Below are 17,351 nucleotides of genomic sequence, written 5' to 3'. Positions count from 1 at the left end.
ATTGGTCAGGATGTATCCTGCTCAATAAAAAAACTCCGGGAATTTCTCCCAGAGTTTCTCTTTCGTAACGCCCGCTCTATTCTGCGGGTTTAAATATGATCTCGTTCGGGTCTACCAGTCCCAGCTTTTCTTCTGCGACATCTTTGATATACTCGTCTGTCTTGACATATTCTTCATATGCTTTCACTTCCTCCGCACGCGCCTGCTCTTCCGATATCTGCGCGCGAAGCTCCGCTTCCTGCTGGCTGTAAAGCCGCTTCTTTCCATACAGGCTCACTGCATTCACCGACAACACGCCCGTCAGCATGACTAAAATCGAGCATACGATCAGCACGCTCCGCCTATGCTGTCCAAACACGGAACTCTTACGCTTCTTCCGCCTCGTTTCGTTTTTCCTACGATCCATCTGTACTCACCCAACTTATCAATCCATTCATAGGTTCCCCTGCCTATAACTTTCATTCTATCGGTTTTGTCTTCGTTTTTCAAGGGCTTTCTTCCATTTTGACATTGTTTTTTTCAAGAAAATTTTGATAAAATATGCCAGGATATTTCCAACTGCGACACCAAGCACGAAAAACCAGCGTATACTTCCATATGTTGTCTGATACATTTGCCGAAATATGTAGGCGCTGATTCCGAGCCAATACAAAAAATCTTCCGCATTGACCGCTGCGATGTGGTGCGGGATCAATTTTCTAAAAAGGACAAGGATCTGATAGGCGGAAAATGTCACCACTCCGGTCAGGACTGCGTAGAGGAATATACTCGCCTCTTTTCCGATTCCAAGCATCATCCCCATCGCCTACCGGAATAATTTTGCAAAAAAATTATCGTTGGAACGATTGACCTGACTTGTATTGGAATAGGCTATGCTGTCGATATTTCCCGACAGATCAACTTCCCCTTTCTCCACACTGAGCCGGTTCACATGCAGATCCGTGCCTTTTACCATCAGCATTCCCTGCTCCGTCTCCAGCAAAATCTCGTTCAGATCAAACGAAAGTACATCCAGCACCCCTGTCACCATACTTGTCTTTCTATTATTGATCACCAATTTGTGCGTCTTCGCAATCTGCCGCTCTTCCATCCCAAATCCCCCTTTGTTTTCATACCTTTCCTATGTATATGACGGGAGATCCGGTTTTATGTTATCTCCGGTGTCGGTGTACATGGGGAAAACGGTCGACGAAGCGCAAATCCCATAACGCGTATTTCCCTTTGCCGCGGATTTCCCTGTGTACACTGACGCTATGTAGCTTATAAATAGCGGAACAGATCTTTCGCTTCTTCTTTTTTGGTCGTGTCCTGCAGATCCAGAACTTCCACTTTTACCGTCTTTGTTCCGAACTGAATTTCGATCACATCGCCGATCTTCACTTTCACGGACGCTTTCGCCGGTTTGCCGTTGACCAACACCCGTCCTGCGTCACATGCTTCATTGGCTACCGTTCTCCGTTTGATCAGCCGGGACACTTTTAAAAACTTATCCAGTCTCATGATTCTTCTTTCCTCCTGTTTCTTCTGATTCCTATATCCGTTTTCCTTTTTCCGGATATGTCTGCCTGTATATTTCCGCCCGCTATCCGCCGGAAAAGCGCTGCCTATGTTAAAAGAAAAGCAGGGGCAAGTCCCCTGCTTTTGTTTATCTTCCGTTCTGATAATCTCTGATTACTCGTTTACAGCATCTTTCAATGCTTTTCCTGCTTTGAACTTCGGAGCTTTGCATGCAGCAATCTTCATAGTCTTGCCTGTCTGCGGGTTTCTTCCCTCTCTTGCAGCTCTCTCGGAAACTTCGAATGTTCCGAATCCAACGAGCTGAACTTTCTCACCCTTCTTCAATTCTTCTGTAACTACATCAGCGAAAGCCTTGATCGCTTTCTCTGCGTCCTTTTTAGAGATGTCTGCATTCTCTGCTACTGCTGCGATAAACTCTGTCTTGTTCATGGATAAATCCTCCTCTTTATTGTAGTAGAATATTCATATTCTGACTCATTCATAAAGGCATGTCCTTGCGTACGGCATGACTTTACCTTTAAATACTGTTATACCTGTTTCATATATCTTTGTCAAGATATTTCCACGTTTTCAGCGGTTTTTAGCGGTTTCTGAGCAGATTCTACATCATCCGGTCGATCATCGCGAGGACTTCTTTCCCCATATCGGCAGATTTCGCGTCGGCATCCTCCAGAGAAGTTCCCTTTACGCCGTAATAGAATTTGACTTTCGGTTCTGTACCGGACGGTCTTACGCACAGCCATGCGTCGTCTGTCAGATCGTAATAAAGGACGTTGGAATTCGGAAGACCTGTTCCGGTCACTTCTCCCGTCTCCATATCTTTGATCTCGTCGGTCTTGTAGTCCCTTGCTTTCAGCACTTTATATCCTGCGATCTCTGCCGGAGGATTTTTACGCAGCGTCTCCAGAATCTCCTGAATCTTTGCAAGTCCCTCGATTCCCTTTAACGTGATGGACTGGATATCGTCTTTGTAATATCCGTAACGCTCATAGAGTTCGATCATCGCATCCCAAAGGTTCATGCCTTTTGTCTTATAGTAAGCTGCGGCTTCGCACAACGCCATCGTTGCCACGATCGCATCTTTGTCGCGCGCATGTGTTCCGATCAGGCAGCCGTAGCTTTCCTCAAATCCGAACAGGTAGTTTCCTTTTCCGGTCGTCTCAAATCCAAGGATCTGCTGTCCGATATACTTAAATCCGGTCAGACACTCGATCAATCCTGCGTTGTAATACTTCGCGATCGCATCCGCCATGTTGGACGTCACGATCGTCTTGATCAGATATCCGTCATCCGGCAGTCCTTTCAGCGCTTTTCTCTGTCCGATCTCATAATCCGCCAGCAGGCAGCCGGACATATTTCCTGTCAATGTATGATATTCTCCGTCTTTGTCTTTCACACGAACGCCGAGACGATCTGCATCCGGATCTGTCGCCAGCACGATATCCGCATCCACTTCTTTCGCCAGCTTCAGACCAAGATCGAATGCTTCCGCCGCTTCCGGGTTCGGATAGGAAACAGTCGGGAATTCGCCGTCCGGCAGTTCCTGTTCTTTGACAACGTATACATTCTCAAAACCAAGTTCTTTCAAAATACGACGCGCCGGGATATTGCCGGTTCCGTGAAGCGGTGTGTACACGATCTTCAGATCTTTTCCGACTGCATCGATCGCATCCTGATGAAGCACCTGTGTTTTCAGTTCCGCAATATACGCGTCGTCGATCTCTGCTCCGATCGTCTCGTACAGTCCCGCTTCTTTTGCCGCGTCAAGAGACATCGTCTTCATCGTCGTGTAATCTTCGATCGCCTTGACATCGTCCATGATCCCCTTATCATGCGGCGGTGTGATCTGCGCGCCGTCCTCCCAGTATACTTTGTATCCGTTATACTCCGGTGGATTGTGACTTGCGGTGATATTGATCCCGGCGATACAGCCAAGCTTTCTCACGGCATAAGAAAGTTCCGGCGTCGGTCTCAGAGATTCAAACACATAGGCTTTGATCCCGTTTGCCGCCAGACAAAGCGCCGCCTCGTCTGCAAATTCCGGAGACATCCGGCGGGAATCATAAGCGACTGCCACGCCTTTCTGTGCGTTGCCGCTTTTGTGGATATAATTGGCAAGTCCCTGCGTTGCTTTCCGCACCGTGTAAATGTTCATCCGGTTCGTTCCTGCTCCGATGATCCCGCGAAGACCGGCCGTTCCAAACTCAAGGTCTGTATAAAAACGCTCTTTGATCTCGTTCTCGTCATCTTTGATACTCTCTAACTCTGCCTTTGTCGCCGTGTCAAAATAAGGATTGGAGAGCCATTCTTCATATCGTTCTTTGTATTCCATTGTGTATACCTCCTGCCAAAATAGTATGTTTCCATTATACAACAGGCATTCACAAATGAAAAGCAAATATCTGCTCAACAAACCGCATTTTTTCTTCGGTCTGCCGGATCGCCGTTTCCAGCTTCTCCACACTTTTCTCCGGAATCCACGCTTTATTGGATTGGTAGTAGGCATTTGCAACTTTCCAGAATTTCTCCGGATAGATCAGTTTCAGCGAAATATATTCGATCTCCGCCTGACTGAGCGGACGGATCCGGCTGTACATTTCCAGCATCGCATCGCCGAATTTTACATCCCAGTGATGTTTCTCCATGACTTTCCGCAGAAAATAATACAGATCCAGCACCTGCACATCCATCCGGAAATGCTCAAAGCCCGTTGTCGCGACCCGTTCCCTGCATCCCCATCCGTCTGACGTTCCGTGTACGCCCGCCGGCATCAATACATTGTGATAATTATAATCCCCGTGGACCAGTCGTTTCCCGCAGATACTCTGCTCGTATAACGTTTCATATCCGGAAGTTTCCAGCTGCTCCGCCGCCCGCGTCGCCAGCCGGATCATTTTTTCAAAATGTTGTAAGAACAGTGCTTCAAACTTTCCTTTATTTCTCCGCTTCCGGATAAACGCACGCACTTTTTTCAACTCTCTTGTATGACATAAAAATTCTTCTCTCAAATGTCTTCCTGCCGGCGGCATCTTCACGTTTTCTGCTGCCTGCGTCCCGTCTTCACACAAAGCTTCTCCCGTTGCCGGATCTGCAGCGTCATCTTCCGGATCCGGTTCCCAGCGCATCTTTTGATGGAGCAGACTCAGATTCCGTACAGCTTCCAGTACATCCCCCTCCCTGCGAACATCACATTCCCGACCGCCGAACCAATGTTTCAGCATATAACGTGTTCCGTCCCTCGACGTACTGATCAGCTCCTGTTCTTTTGTAAATATCGGAAGATCCACATTTTCATACCCGCTCCCCGAAAGTTGACGAAGTAACTGATACAGCAGAAGCGCACGCCCGTCGGAGATGCCTGCCTCTTTCAGCAGCATCAATCCCTCGTTTGTTTCGCAAAAAAACGCACCCCTTACTTTGCGGGTGCTGATTATCTCAATGTCATACTGATTTAAAATTTCCAATTCATACTCTCTCATGGCTGCCCCCTGCATTTCTACGATTCTTAACTCTTTTCAATCTATGAGGCGGGCAGCCAAAGTATGCTAAAGCCCTAATCTTTCTTTTACATATTCACACAAAAGTTCTTTCTTATTGCATTCCGGTTCGTCGATGACCCATTCCAGCAGTTCGTTCAGCATACTGCCGAGTTTCCGTCCGGGCTCCATGCCGAGCTGCATCAGATCTTTTCCGGTAACTGCCAGACCGCGCAGGTTCACGCAATGTCCGCTGATCAATGTTTCCTGATAAATCTCCCGCATCTCGATGATATTCTCGATCTTCTCTTTTTTACGGTACGGACTCTGTGCTTTGACATCCGCCATACGCACGGCGAGATAATACGGGAACAAGTCCACTCCGATCCGGTTCATTGCGCGGCGCACATTCTGTGGCGTCGCTTCGATCCGGTAATCGTGATAGCAGACCAGCTTCGTCACCTTTTTGATCGTATCGTTGTCAAATTTCAGACGGCGCATCACGGAGCGCGCAAGTTCTTCACTTACGAGCGCATGCCCTTTAAAATGATCCCGTCCCTTTTCATCGGTCGTCTTCATCGCCGGTTTTCCCATATCATGGAACAACATCGTAAGTCTGAGGATCTTATCCCTCTTGACGCTCTTGATCGCATGCAGCGTATGTTCCGCCACGTCATATTTGTGATGCGGCGTATTCTGCGCCACGCCGACCATTGCATCCCATTCCGGCAGGATCACTTTTGTGATCCCCAGTTCATACGCATCCTGAATCCGTTCCGGATGAGCGGATACGAGCAATTTCACCAGTTCCGTCTGGATACGCTCCGCACTGATCCGTTCCAAAGTCGGCGCAAGTTTCCGGATCGCTTCCGCCGTCTCCGGCTCGATCGGAAACGCAAGCTGCGCGGAGAAACGTACTGCACGCAGAATCCGGAGCGCATCTTCCGAAAAACGTTCCATCGGGTCTCCGACACAGCGGATCAGATGGTGATTCAGATCTTTCATCCCGCCGAATACATCGACAAGCCGCACTTCATCGTTATACGCCATCGCATTGATCGTGAAATCCCTGCGCCGCAGATCTTCTTCTAATTTATTCGTAAAGACAACCTCTTTCGGATGCCGGCCGTCTTCATAAAGTCCGTCGATCCGGTACGTTGTCACCTCAAAACTGTCTTTTCCCAAAAGTACAGTCACCGTTCCATGCTCAATCCCGGTATCGACCGTCCTGCGGAACAGCTTTTTTATCTCTTCCGGCTTTGCGGAAGTCGTAATGTCCCAGTCTTCCGGACGTTTTGCGAGAATGGAATCCCGGACGCATCCACCCACGGCATATGCTTCATATCCGTGCATCTGCAAATTTTCAATAATTTCCGTCACTTTTGCCGGCAGCGTGATCTTCATCTGTTTTCTTCCTTTCCTCAGAACATTTTGATGATTTCTTCTTCTCGTTTTTGGCAACTAAATATTATAACCTGTCTTGGTTGTCTGCTCAACCATTTCAGCGCAGATTTTAATCTTTTTTCGTCGTAACTGGAAAATGCATCGTCCAAAATAAGCGGGATTTCTTCCTCATACATCAGATCCAGCGCAGCCATCCGCAGGGAAAAATAGATCTGTTCGATCGTCCCGCGGCTTAAACGCTCTGCCGGAAGCCGTTTTCCCTCACTGTACACTGACAGTTCCAAACCATCTTCCACAAACAGTCTGCCATACTTCCCGTCGGTGATCTCACTTAAGATCTCCGACGCATGTCTGTTCAGCTGCTCGCCGAACCGGTCGCTCATTCCATGTGCCGCATCTTTCAGATGTTCGCCCGCAAGTTCCAATGCATCCAATGTACGATCCAGCTTTTTCTCCGCAGACGAGCGCATTTCCTCTTCCCGAAGCTGCTCCTCCAGATTATTTTTCAAAACCTGTTTCTCTTTCAGGTCGCTTTGTTTCTGCTCGATCTTCCATTTTAATTTATACACGCGCTCTTCCAACGCTTCTCTGTCTGCCGCATCCCGGTCTGGCTCTTTCTGCTCTTCCGTTTTCTGCTCCGCCGCTTTCGGATAGGTGCGTTCCCACGCATCAGATGGACACCCCAAAGAAAGATACCCCCACAACAGACAGCCGATCCCGCCCGCAAAAATACCGACAGCCGCCCCGATCACAGCCGTCGGAAAGTGCAGCATCCATCCGCTGAGAAGAAGCAGGATCCCGAGCAGCGCCAGAATGCTGCCTGCCCGTTTCGCCGTTCTCTGCCGTGCAGTTCTCTTCTGCTCAGCCATCTGCCGTTCCCTGCTCCGCGGATCTTCCCTCTGCTGTGTGTTTTTTTCCTGCTCTGCCCGGTAAACCGCCGCTCTTCGTTTCTCTTCTTCTGCCGCCAGATGCTCCCGTGCATCCGCAATCTCTTTTTGCAGACGTTCCGTCTCGTCTTCCACATAACCGATCCGGTCTTCCGTCTTCCTTATCTTCTGTTCCCGCGCTTCCTGAAGTTTCTTCTGCTCCCTCTGTACTTCCCGCGCCCGGATCTTCAGACGCTCCAACGCCCCGGAAAGATCGATCTCACCACTTCCGGTCTCATAATAATTTGCCGCAAAATTTTTCAGTTCTGCCGCCAGATCCTGTCCCGGCTTAGCGCTTAAACGACCGATCGCCGCCGTATTTTCAAAACTTGCTTCGCCGATCCCGCCCAGAAGCATCTCCAGATCGCCATTTTCAACCGACAGCTCTTCTCCGTCGTCCTCGCAAATGAGTTCTGCAGATTTATGATATCTGTCAAAATGCCGTTCCAGACGAAAATTACGTCCACCGCATGTGAACCGCATCATCCCCGCATAATAATTCGGATTCTCCCAAGGCTCATAACGTGAAAATGTATCATTCTTTGCAGCTCGTCCTTTCCCTCTCTCCAATCCGAACAGCATGGCTTTGATAAACGCATAGATCGTCGATTTTCCGTATTCATTTTCTCCGAAGATCACATGAAGCTGCCCCGGAAAGTAAATATGGGTGTCTGTGAATTTTCCGAAATTCATCAAATGCAGTTCCCTGATCCTCATCACATTCCACCCCTGCTTTCCATCAACGCCTGTACGCCCTCGCACAACGCCTGCCACTCAATACTCTCCGGCACGCAGTCCTCAAAAGATTCGATGTACCGCCCGATCAGATTGCTCCGGTTTTCCTCGCGGATCTTCCGAAAATCATATGCCGGAACCGTCTCGTCCACAATTTCCAGAATATTGCCTGAAACTTCGTCCCATTCCCGTTCAAAGATAAGCTCCGGGTCACGAAAACCTTTCAAAGTAAATTTATAAAGGTTTTCCGCTCCCCTCTCTTTTATCATTTCCAAAATCCGGTCCATCACGCTCCGCGCCGTCATCATTTTGTCCACATTCAGCGCAAGATGCAGATATTCCCGCTTTGCAAACGGTACAAAAGAAATCCTCGTCTCTCCGCCCCGGATCTCTCCACGGATAAACCCATGTTTTCCGGTATCATTTTTATCGGTCGGCTCCAACGCGCCCGCATATGCCGCCATCCCTTTGACGACAATCTGCGGCTTGTGGATATGTCCCAGCGCCACATAATCAAACCCGCTTCGTTTAAGTGCATTTCCATTGATCGGAATATGCTTCTCATCCCCTCCATGTGCAAGCAGTATCTCAATCCCCGCTTTTTTTTGCGCACAAAGTCCGTCATAACGCGGTTCCAAAATCTCTTTCGCCTCATAGCTGAATCCGTAAACCGCCGTGTCCAGATGTTCCAGCACAAGATACTGAGGTCTGTTTCCAAACAGCGGATGTACATTTTCACTCCATGAAAATGTACGATAATACGAATCTTTTCGGATATGATCATGATTTCCTGCGATCAGAACCACTTCCGTATGCGTCAGTTTTGAAAATAAATAATCCACTTCTTTCAATTCCCGGAGCAGCGGCTGACGGTGGAACAGATCCCCCGCGATCAGAAGCAGATCTGTCTGTTCCTGCTCACACAATGATACCACCTCGGAAAAGGTCTCCCATAATTCATCCGGTCGTCTCTTACTGTATGCCGTTCCCGCCTCCGGTTCCGCTCCCAGATGTACGTCTGCAATATGAATAAATCTCATGTTTCACTCCCCTTTTATGAACATACTCCAACGGCGGCGGATCATGGAAAAACAAAAACGCCTTGTCCACTGACATGAAACCGTCCTCCGGACTTTAATGCGTGCATGACACCCCAAAAAAGAAACGGGGCACTCCAAAAGCAGCATTCCGCCTTTGAAGTACCCTCGCCCAATTCACTCTTTGCACTTCCCGCCTGTATCCCTCTTTGCGTTCGTTGTCTGTTCGGTATCTTATAACTCGCAGTTGTTTACAGTTCTCGGGAACGGGATCACGTCACGGATGTTGGACATTCCTGTCAAATACATCACGCAGCGCTCAAATCCAAGTCCGAATCCTGCATGACGTGTGGAACCATATTTGCGCAGATCCAGATAGAATCCGTACTCTTCTTCGTTGAGTCCGAGCTCCTGCATTCTTCCGCGCAGTTTCTCGTAATCATCCTCTCTCTGGCTTCCTCCGATGATCTCTCCGATTCCCGGAACAAGACAATCGACTGCCGCAACGGTCTTTCCGTCATCGTTCAGTTTCATATAAAATGCTTTGATTTCTTTCGGATAATCGGTTACAAATACCGGGCGTTTGAAGATCTCTTCTGTCAGATAACGCTCATGCTCTGTCTGCAGATCGCATCCCCAATGTACTTTATATTCAAATTTATCGTTGTTCTTCTCCAGAAGTTCTACTGCTTCCGTATAAGTCACTCTTGCAAAATCAGACTCTACGACATTTTTCAGGCGATCAATCAATCCCTTGTCCACAAAAGAGTTGAAGAAGTTCATCTCTTCCGGCGCCTCTTCCATCACATAGCTGATCACATATTTGAGCATTGCTTCCGCCAGCTCCATGTTATCGTCAAGATCCGCAAATGCGATCTCCGGCTCGATCATCCAGAACTCGGCCGCATGACGTGTCGTGTTAGAGTTCTCTGCACGGAACGTCGGACCGAATGTATAAATACTGCGGAATGCCTGCGCATAGGTCTCGCCGTTCAACTGTCCGCTTACCGTCAGGTTGGTCTCTTTTCCAAAGAAATCCTGACTGTAATCGATGCTTCCGTCTTCGTTTTTCGGAAGATTCTCCATATCCAGCGTCGTTACACGGAACATCTCTCCCGCACCCTCGCAGTCGCTTCCGGTGATCAGCGGAGTGTGCACATACACAAATCCCCTCTCCTGGAAAAAGCGGTGGATCGCATATGCCGCCAGAGAGCGCACGCGGAATACTGCCTGAAATGTATTGGTTCTCGGACGCAGATGCGAAATAGATCTGAGATATTCGAAACTATGACGTTTCTTCTGAAGCGGATAATCCGGTGCGGAAGCGCCTTCCACCACAACTTCATCTGCCTGAATCTCAAACGGCTGTTTCGCCTGCGGCGTTGCCACAAGTGTTCCGGTCACAACGATTGCCGCACCCACATTCTGTTTGGAAATCTCCTGAAAGTTGTCCATCGTATCATGGTAAACGATCTGAAGCGGCTCAAAATAAGATCCGTCATTTACCACGATGAATCCAAATGTCTTTGAATCACGGATGCTGCGGATCCAGCCGCCGACCGTGATCTTCTGATCCAAATATTGTTCTCTGTTTTTAAATAATTCACGCACAGTTACTAGTTCCATTTTGAAATTCTCCTTTAACTCTTTCTTCCTGATTTCTACGAAAGTTCAATGATACCAGGGGCAAAAGGTCATAAAACACGATGTGCTTGCACACAAGTGTTTTTATGCCTTTATGCCCCGCCCCCCTAATGAGGTTAAAAGCGGGGCTTATGCCCCGCGATATCCGAATTAGGGGGCGGATTGTGAGAGCATGAAATGCGGAACAATCCGTCTGGTATCTTTATTCCCAGTAACTATTATTATAGCACCAAATCCGCATCAAATACAATCCCATTCTGCTTTCTTGCTTCATCTGCAATCTGAAGTGTATGGAGCGTATGCTGAAGATACGGATGCTCCACGTTCTTCTCCCGGATCAGACATGCAAATCCCGCCACCTCAAACTGCATATTATCCCCACGTCCGTCTTCTCTCTCCGCTGTTGTCTGATATGGGATTTCTTCCGTGCGCCCGTCTCTGTAACGAATTTCAATCTTTTCGGGAACACCGACATGATCCAGAACGATCGCGCCGTCTTCCCCAAGGAAAACGGATGGATTGACAGATTCTGTAATCTTTGAATACACAGCCTCCGCCACCATTTCTTCATACTGCATCAGCACAATGCCGTCTCCCTCAAAACCATTTTCCAGCTTCGTCGAAAATGATTTTATGTCTTTCGGCATCCCAAACAACTGCACAAGCATATAGATCGGATAAACACCAATGTCCATGATCGCGCCGTTTGCAAGCTCGGGACGAAATGCGTTGAGGATCTCTCCTTGCCGGAATTTATCATATCTGGAAGAATACTGGCAATATTCCAGGGTCACGCGCCGCAGCTTTCCGATCTTCGGCAGATTTTCCATGATCAACTGATACGCCGGATCGAATGCCGGACGCATCGCTTCCAACAGAATCACCTGATTTTTCTTCGCACATTCGATCATCTGCTCAGCCTCATTTGCGTTGACCGCCATGATCTTCTCGCAAAGAACATGCTTCCCATGCTCCAACGCTTTTAATGTCTGCGGACAATGCGCATAAGTCGGCGTCGCAATATAAACCGCATCCAGATCTGACTCCAGAAACAATTCATAATCTGTATACACCTGTGTAATACCGTATTTCGCGGCAAATGCATCCCCTGTCTCCTGATGTCTGGAATACACTGCGCACACTTCAACTTCCGGAACGTACTGTACCGCATGCCAGAGACGATCGCTGATAAAGTTCGTTCCTACGATCCCAAGTTTGATCGGCATTTTATTTTCCTCCTTTCACATAACTGTTTCAATCTCCCCTCTACCTCCTCCCGCGTCGGAACCGCAACCGCCGCGCCTTTTCTCGTCACTGCGATCGCCGAAGCCATAAATATATTCCAGATTCAACGATCAAAAATTTAAAATTTTCTTTTCCTTACCCAAAGTGAACACTTTTAAGCCAGTATTTGTTTGGGATACCTTTCCGTATATCAATCGTTCTATCCTTTTGTTCCGATTATACCAATAAATACTGTTTTCTGCTATATGGAAACAACCGAAGAATCACTTTTTTCAAAAAAATCTTACAAAGTGGAATTTAAGTTTGCAATTAAGTCATTTGGTCAATTTAAACAAATTATGTAAATATCCATTGACATCGCAAATCAAATATACTATACTGTTTAAAATTTAATACAGTAAACCGTTGAAGCGGAGATAACGGCAATGATGCCTTTACAGAGAACCTGTATTGCTGAGAGTCAGGTAAGAAACAAATTGTCAAATGGACCGCCGAGGGCGCAGTCAAATGTGAATTTCACAAAGTACTCTGCGACGTTGCAGGCAGACGTCATTTGCCAGGGATATGTTGGTATCCTGCTAAGCGCATAGGATCATTCTTATGAATCAAGGTGGCACCGCGGATAAAAGTTTTTATTCGTCCTTGACAGAAAATACATTTCTGTCAAGGACGTTTTTGCTTTTAAGAAACTACTTTGACAGAAGATTAAAGCCAAAATGCAAACGCAACCAAACCACTTTTTATATTTTGGAGGTACAGCAAATGAAATTTCTTCCAACTTTAGTTGAAATAAAAAGGATTGCTTCAGATCCGAAATACAACGTGCTCCCTGTGAGTTGTGAGATACTTTCCGATTTTACCACACCCATCGAAACTATGAAGATACTGAAAAATGTATCTACGCATTGTTATATGTTAGAATCTGCTCAGGCAAACGAAACATGGGGAAGATATACATTCCTTGGTTTTAATCCCCAAATAGAGATTACTTGTATGAACGGCGAAATGAAGATTGGGAATCTAAACGTGAAAACGGAACATCCAGCCGACTATCTCCGACAAATTCTTTTAGAATACAAAAGTCCTCGCTTTGATTATCTTCCTTCCTTTACAGGAGGTCTTGTCGGATATTTTTCCTATGATTATCTTGGTTACAGCGAACCAAGCGTAAAATGCGATGTGGAAGACCGGGAACATTTCAAAGATGTAGATTTGATGCTTTTTGACAAAGTCATTGCCTTTGACCATTTACGGCAAAAGATCATTCTCATTGTCAATATGCCGCTCGATAACATTGAGGTCGAATATAACAAAGCAGTGATGGAATTAAAACAACTTGTATCGCTTCTTAAAAACGGTGGGAAGAAAAACGAATCCGGCGGCAAACTACTCGGTAAGGTAGAACCACTATTTGATAAAAAGCAATTTTGCGATATGGTGGAAAAAGCAAAACACCATATTCGAGAAGGCGATATTTTCCAGATTGTGTTGTCAAACCGTCTTTCTGCCCCCTTTACAGGAAGTCTTTTCAACACCTATCGTGTGCTTCGCACCATCAATCCATCACCATATATGTTCTATTTTTCAGGAACAGACGTAGAGGTCGCAGGGGCATCCCCTGAAACACTTGTAAAACTTGAAAATGGTGTACTGCACACTTTCCCCCTCGCAGGAACACGACCGAGAGGGAAAACTGTGGAGGAAGACAACGCTCTCGAATCCGAACTGTTTGCAGACGAAAAGGAACTTGCCGAGCACAATATGCTGGTTGATTTAGGACGAAACGATCTCGGAAAAATAAGCAAGTTCGGTACTGTACAAGTCGAAAAGTTCCATTCCATTGAACGCTTCTCTCATGTTATGCACATCGGTTCCACAGTGCGCGGCGAGATCAGTGAAAGTCACGATGCACTGGATGCCATTGAATCGGTATTGCCTGCCGGAACACTTTCCGGCGCTCCAAAGATCAGAGCTTGTCAGCTAATTGGAAAACTTGAAAACAACAAGCGTGGTATTTACGGCGGTGCAATCGGCTACATTGATTTTACCGGAAATATGGATACTTGCATTGCCATCCGCATTGCTTACAAGAAAAACGGCAAGGTATTCGTCAGAAGCGGCGCAGGAATCGTAGCAGATTCTATACCCGAAAAAGAATTTGAAGAATGCCTGAACAAAGCCAAATCTACACTTAAAGCACTAGAACTTGCACAGGAGGTAGAATTATGATTTTACTGATCGATAACTATGACAGTTTTTCCTATAATCTCTTTCAGCTTATTGGTGAAATCGAGCAGGATATCAAGGTCATCCGAAACGATGAAATGACAGTAGACGAAATTAAACGCCTAAATCCTGACCGCATTATCCTTTCCCCCGGTCCAGGCAGACCGGAGGATGCAGGTATCATCATAGATGTGGTAAAAACGATCCACGATATTCCGATACTTGGCGTTTGTCTTGGACATCAGGCAATGTGTGTTGCTTTCGGTGCGACCGTTACTTACGCCAAGGAACTAATGCATGGTAAACAGTCCGATGTGAAATTTAACACAGATTGCCCATTATTCAATGGCTGTCCCGAAACCGCACCGGTCGCACGCTATCATTCCCTAATAGCTGATGTCAACACCATTCCCGAAGAATTAAAAATAACAGCACTCACTACAGACGGTGTGGTAATGGCGATACAACATAAAAAATATCCCATATACGGTGTACAGTTCCATCCTGAATCCATTATGACACCGAACGGAAAACAGATGCTCAGAAATTTTATAAAGAAGATATGAGCCACTATTAACGTCAGTGTACAAGGGAAAAACAATCCTTACTACATTCCCTTTTTCATCTGCTCCAGCATCTCCTCGAACGTCAACTTCTCCGGCAGTTCTAACGCAAACCGCTTTTTCAGCCAGGCTTCCACCAGATCCACCCATTTCGCCGCATCCGCATTGATCTGTGTTTTTGCGCCTGCGGACGCCTGTGTCGCAACGCTCAGACCATGCATTCCCTCTTCAAAAATATGCATCTCAAACGGTACTTTATGGTCTGCCAGAGCATGCGCCATCCGGAGACTATGCTGAACCGGAACAAGTTCGTCCGCCGATGTCGCCCATAAAAAAGTCGGCGGCGTATTTTCCGTCACAAGACGCGCCGGGCTGACTGCAAGAAGTTTCTCCTCATCCGGTTTTGCATTACCAAGGAATGCCGTATTAGATGCCGCAAAAAGCCCATCTGCCATCGGATCTGAGGATGCGCCTGCTGCTTCTTTCATATAAATGTAATCGCTCAATGTATAGCCGAGGATCAGCGCCGCCGGACGGATCATTTCCTTTGTTGTATGCAGTTTCTCTGTAACGATCGGTTTATCCCAATACACACCATACATTGCTGTATTATGCGCGCCTGCGGAAAAACCGCAGACTGCTACGCGATCCATATCCACCGACCACTCTTCCGCATGTTCGCGGATGATCAGCATTGCTTTTCCGATCTCACACATCGGATTCGGGAACTGACAATTTTCTTTTACCTCTAACGGCTTTGACAGATCCGGAAAACTATTGTCTCCTTCTCCGTATACCGAATAGCGAAGCACAAATGCATGATACCCCATTGCCGCAAATTTCAATGCGATCGGTTCTGCCTCACGATCGGAACAGCTCATATATGCGCCGCCCGGGCAGATCAAAACAGCCGGTCGTTTTCCCTGTCCACGTAATTCACCTTTCTCTGCGATCACATAAGTGGTCAATGTTACATCTTCTCTGTCTTCATAAAGTTTGATTGTCTCTGTCAACATACCGGTAGCCTCCTATTTTCTTTTATCCTTTCCGATCACGACTGACGCAAAATCCGGATGGAACATTTCTGCCATTGTCATATGATCCAATGCACAGACTCTTGGCTCATATTCCTTTCCGAAAAAGCTTTCAAATGGTTCCCCTGCATCATAATCCGCCTCTTTGGCTGCACGGATATAACGCAACAGTTGTTCCTTTTTCATTGGATTCGGATTATGTGCGCCGATGTAGGAAACTGCATCCAGATCGTACATCTTTTGAACGGCTTCTACATAAGTCGTAAGATCTGTTGTCTCTTTTGCAAAGAGCCAAACAAACATTCCGGTTGCATCCCCGACGAAAAGTATATTTTTCTCTAAGTATAACACAGAAATGCCGCCTTGCGTATGTCCGGGCGTTTCATAAATTTTGAGTGTAATCCCACCGAGATCAAACACCGTTCCTTCCGAAACTGTCTGAAGCGTTCCCGTTCCACGGCTGCAATATTCTTCCAGATTAAATCCTTCCGGAAGTCCGTTATACGTCTCTCCGGTTTCGAAATTCATACTATTTTCCGCACGTTTTGCATTATCTCTTCGCATCGCCGCCTCTGAATGTTCCTGACAAAGCGCAATATCTTTTTCACCGATATAACACACCTCTTCAAATTGTGCATTTCCTCCGGTGTGATCGCAGTGTCCATGCGTATTGATAATCACCAACGGTTTGTCTGTTACCGAGCGCACCGTCTGTTCCAAATTTCCAAAACCATGTCCTGTATCGATCAACGCCGCCTGTTTACTTCCGACAAACAGATAACAGAATACATTTTCCGGACTTCCGATCCGGTAATACCCATCTTGTTCTTCCACCTGATAATACATAATTTTTTCCTCCCACACACTTACTTTTTTATTATTAATTGTAAAATGTTCCCTCTGATTGATTTATTCTACATCTAAAAGCTGTGCAAAATGCTCGATCTTCACATCTGTTTTCTCATATCCGAACGCATCGCCCAAACCGACTGCCAACATTCCTGCTGCCTTTGCTGCGTCAATTCCTGCGTATGCATCTTCTACGACTACACAGTTTGCTGGATCTTCTCCTAAAAATTCTCCTGCTTTCAGGAAAACTTCCGGATCCGGTTTGGAATGTGTAATATTGTTTCCGTCTGAAATCGCATCGAACGCATTCAGCAATTCCACTTTCTCTAAAATAAACTTTGCATTTTTACTGGAAGAACCGATAGCAAGTTTGCAGCCACGTTCACGCAGTGTTTTCAAAGTCTCTCTTACCTCGTCCGATACATCCGCCGGTGTCATTGTTGCCAACAGTTCCCGATATGTATTATTTTTCTGCTCCATCAATTCCGCTTTTTTCTCTGCCGAAAGCGGCTCGCCTTCATATCGTTCCAGAATAATTTCCAGACTCTCTGCACGGCTTACTCCGCGCAGACGGTTGTTGATCGTTTCGTCAAAATAAATTCCCATCTCATCTGCCATTTTCTTCCACGCCTGATAGTGGAATTTATCTGTAAATACGATCACTCCGTCCAAATCAAAAATAAATGCCTTCATT

General features: G+C 46.7%; 17 protein-coding genes. 2 read left to right on the top strand and 15 right to left on the bottom strand.

Annotated features, from left to right (window positions below):
* Positions 1 to 76 precede the first annotated feature (76 nt).
* From I2H87_RS12250 to I2H87_RS12195, 12 genes are all read right to left on the bottom strand, one after another.
* Positions 77 to 406 (bottom strand): FtsB family cell division protein, encoded by a 330-nt coding sequence (locus I2H87_RS12250; protein ID WP_054704028.1) that lies wholly within the window; start codon positions 404 to 406, stop codon positions 77 to 79.
* A 57-nt stretch (positions 407 to 463) separates the two neighbouring features.
* Complete coding sequence (yabQ, locus tag I2H87_RS12245) at positions 464 to 796, bottom strand: spore cortex biosynthesis protein YabQ (RefSeq protein ID WP_009267546.1); 333 nt, start codon at positions 794 to 796, stop codon at positions 464 to 466.
* Between the two features lie 9 nt (positions 797 to 805).
* Positions 806 to 1,090 carry a sporulation protein YabP gene (yabP, locus tag I2H87_RS12240; protein ID WP_009267547.1) on the bottom strand — a complete coding sequence of 95 codons (285 nt, stop codon included), beginning with the start codon at positions 1,088 to 1,090 and terminating at the stop codon, positions 806 to 808.
* A gap of 170 nt (positions 1,091 to 1,260) precedes the next feature.
* Positions 1,261 to 1,500 (bottom strand): RNA-binding S4 domain-containing protein, encoded by a 240-nt coding sequence (locus tag I2H87_RS12235; RefSeq protein ID WP_009267548.1) that lies wholly within the window; start codon positions 1,498 to 1,500, stop codon positions 1,261 to 1,263.
* A gap of 171 nt (positions 1,501 to 1,671) precedes the next feature.
* Complete coding sequence (locus I2H87_RS12230) at positions 1,672 to 1,947, bottom strand: HU family DNA-binding protein (protein WP_009267549.1); 276 nt, start codon at positions 1,945 to 1,947, stop codon at positions 1,672 to 1,674.
* 172 nt (positions 1,948 to 2,119) lie between these two features.
* Positions 2,120 to 3,850 carry a phospho-sugar mutase gene (locus tag I2H87_RS12225; RefSeq protein ID WP_009267550.1) on the bottom strand — a complete coding sequence of 577 codons (1,731 nt, stop codon included), beginning with the start codon at positions 3,848 to 3,850 and terminating at the stop codon, positions 2,120 to 2,122.
* A 49-nt stretch (positions 3,851 to 3,899) separates the two neighbouring features.
* Positions 3,900 to 4,997: a protein kinase family protein gene (locus I2H87_RS12220; RefSeq protein WP_195610146.1), complete on the bottom strand. Its 1,098-nt coding sequence runs from the start codon at positions 4,995 to 4,997 to the stop codon at positions 3,900 to 3,902.
* A 66-nt stretch (positions 4,998 to 5,063) separates the two neighbouring features.
* Positions 5,064 to 6,398, bottom strand: a complete 1,335-nt coding sequence (locus I2H87_RS12215) for a CCA tRNA nucleotidyltransferase (RefSeq protein ID WP_009267552.1) — start codon at positions 6,396 to 6,398, stop codon at positions 5,064 to 5,066.
* Between the two features lie 17 nt (positions 6,399 to 6,415).
* Entirely contained in the window at positions 6,416 to 8,098 is a 1,683-nt protein-coding gene (locus I2H87_RS12210; RefSeq protein WP_330611584.1) for an ATP-binding protein, read from the bottom strand.
* Complete coding sequence (locus I2H87_RS12205; RefSeq protein ID WP_022152038.1) at positions 8,041 to 9,099, bottom strand: metallophosphoesterase family protein; 1,059 nt, start codon at positions 9,097 to 9,099, stop codon at positions 8,041 to 8,043. The genes I2H87_RS12210 and I2H87_RS12205 overlap by 58 nt, the downstream gene beginning before the upstream one ends.
* A 231-nt stretch (positions 9,100 to 9,330) precedes the next feature.
* Positions 9,331 to 10,722, bottom strand: coding sequence for an asparagine--tRNA ligase (gene asnS / locus I2H87_RS12200; RefSeq protein WP_054704026.1), 1,392 nt, complete (start codon positions 10,720 to 10,722; stop codon positions 9,331 to 9,333).
* A 239-nt stretch (positions 10,723 to 10,961) separates the two neighbouring features.
* On the bottom strand, positions 10,962 to 11,966 hold the full coding sequence (locus I2H87_RS12195; protein WP_009267556.1) for a Gfo/Idh/MocA family protein: 1,005 nt from the start codon (positions 11,964 to 11,966) through the stop codon (positions 10,962 to 10,964).
* A 781-nt stretch (positions 11,967 to 12,747) separates the two neighbouring features.
* On the opposite strand from I2H87_RS12195, the gene I2H87_RS12190 reads away from it, so the two are divergent.
* Both I2H87_RS12190 and I2H87_RS12185 read left to right on the top strand, forming a co-directional pair.
* On the top strand, positions 12,748 to 14,214 hold the full coding sequence (locus I2H87_RS12190; RefSeq protein ID WP_195610145.1) for an anthranilate synthase component I family protein: 1,467 nt from the start codon (positions 12,748 to 12,750) through the stop codon (positions 14,212 to 14,214).
* Entirely contained in the window at positions 14,211 to 14,777 is a 567-nt protein-coding gene (locus I2H87_RS12185) for an anthranilate synthase component II (protein ID WP_195610144.1), read from the top strand. The genes I2H87_RS12190 and I2H87_RS12185 overlap by 4 nt, the downstream gene beginning before the upstream one ends.
* 41 nt (positions 14,778 to 14,818) lie before the next feature.
* Here I2H87_RS12185 and I2H87_RS12180 read toward each other — a convergent pair whose 3' ends face one another.
* From I2H87_RS12180 to pgmB, 3 genes are all read right to left on the bottom strand, one after another.
* The gene (locus tag I2H87_RS12180; protein WP_195610143.1) at positions 14,819 to 15,790 is read right to left on the bottom strand and encodes an alpha/beta hydrolase; all 972 of its coding nucleotides are present in this window, start codon (positions 15,788 to 15,790) and stop codon (positions 14,819 to 14,821) included.
* A gap of 12 nt (positions 15,791 to 15,802) precedes the next feature.
* Positions 15,803 to 16,654 carry an MBL fold metallo-hydrolase gene (locus I2H87_RS12175; protein ID WP_195610142.1) on the bottom strand — a complete coding sequence of 284 codons (852 nt, stop codon included), beginning with the start codon at positions 16,652 to 16,654 and terminating at the stop codon, positions 15,803 to 15,805.
* A 63-nt stretch (positions 16,655 to 16,717) separates the two neighbouring features.
* Positions 16,718 to 17,350, bottom strand: coding sequence for a beta-phosphoglucomutase (gene pgmB, locus I2H87_RS12170; protein WP_009268704.1), 633 nt, complete (start codon positions 17,348 to 17,350; stop codon positions 16,718 to 16,720).
* Position 17,351: the final 1 nt, after the last annotated feature.

Origin of the sequence: Mediterraneibacter glycyrrhizinilyticus, from assembly GCF_015560805.1 — a bacterium.
Lineage (GTDB): Bacteria > Bacillota > Clostridia > Lachnospirales > Lachnospiraceae > Schaedlerella > Schaedlerella glycyrrhizinilytica_A.
Note: the sequence above shows the minus strand (reverse complement) of the source record. Positions and strands in the feature narration are given on the sequence as shown.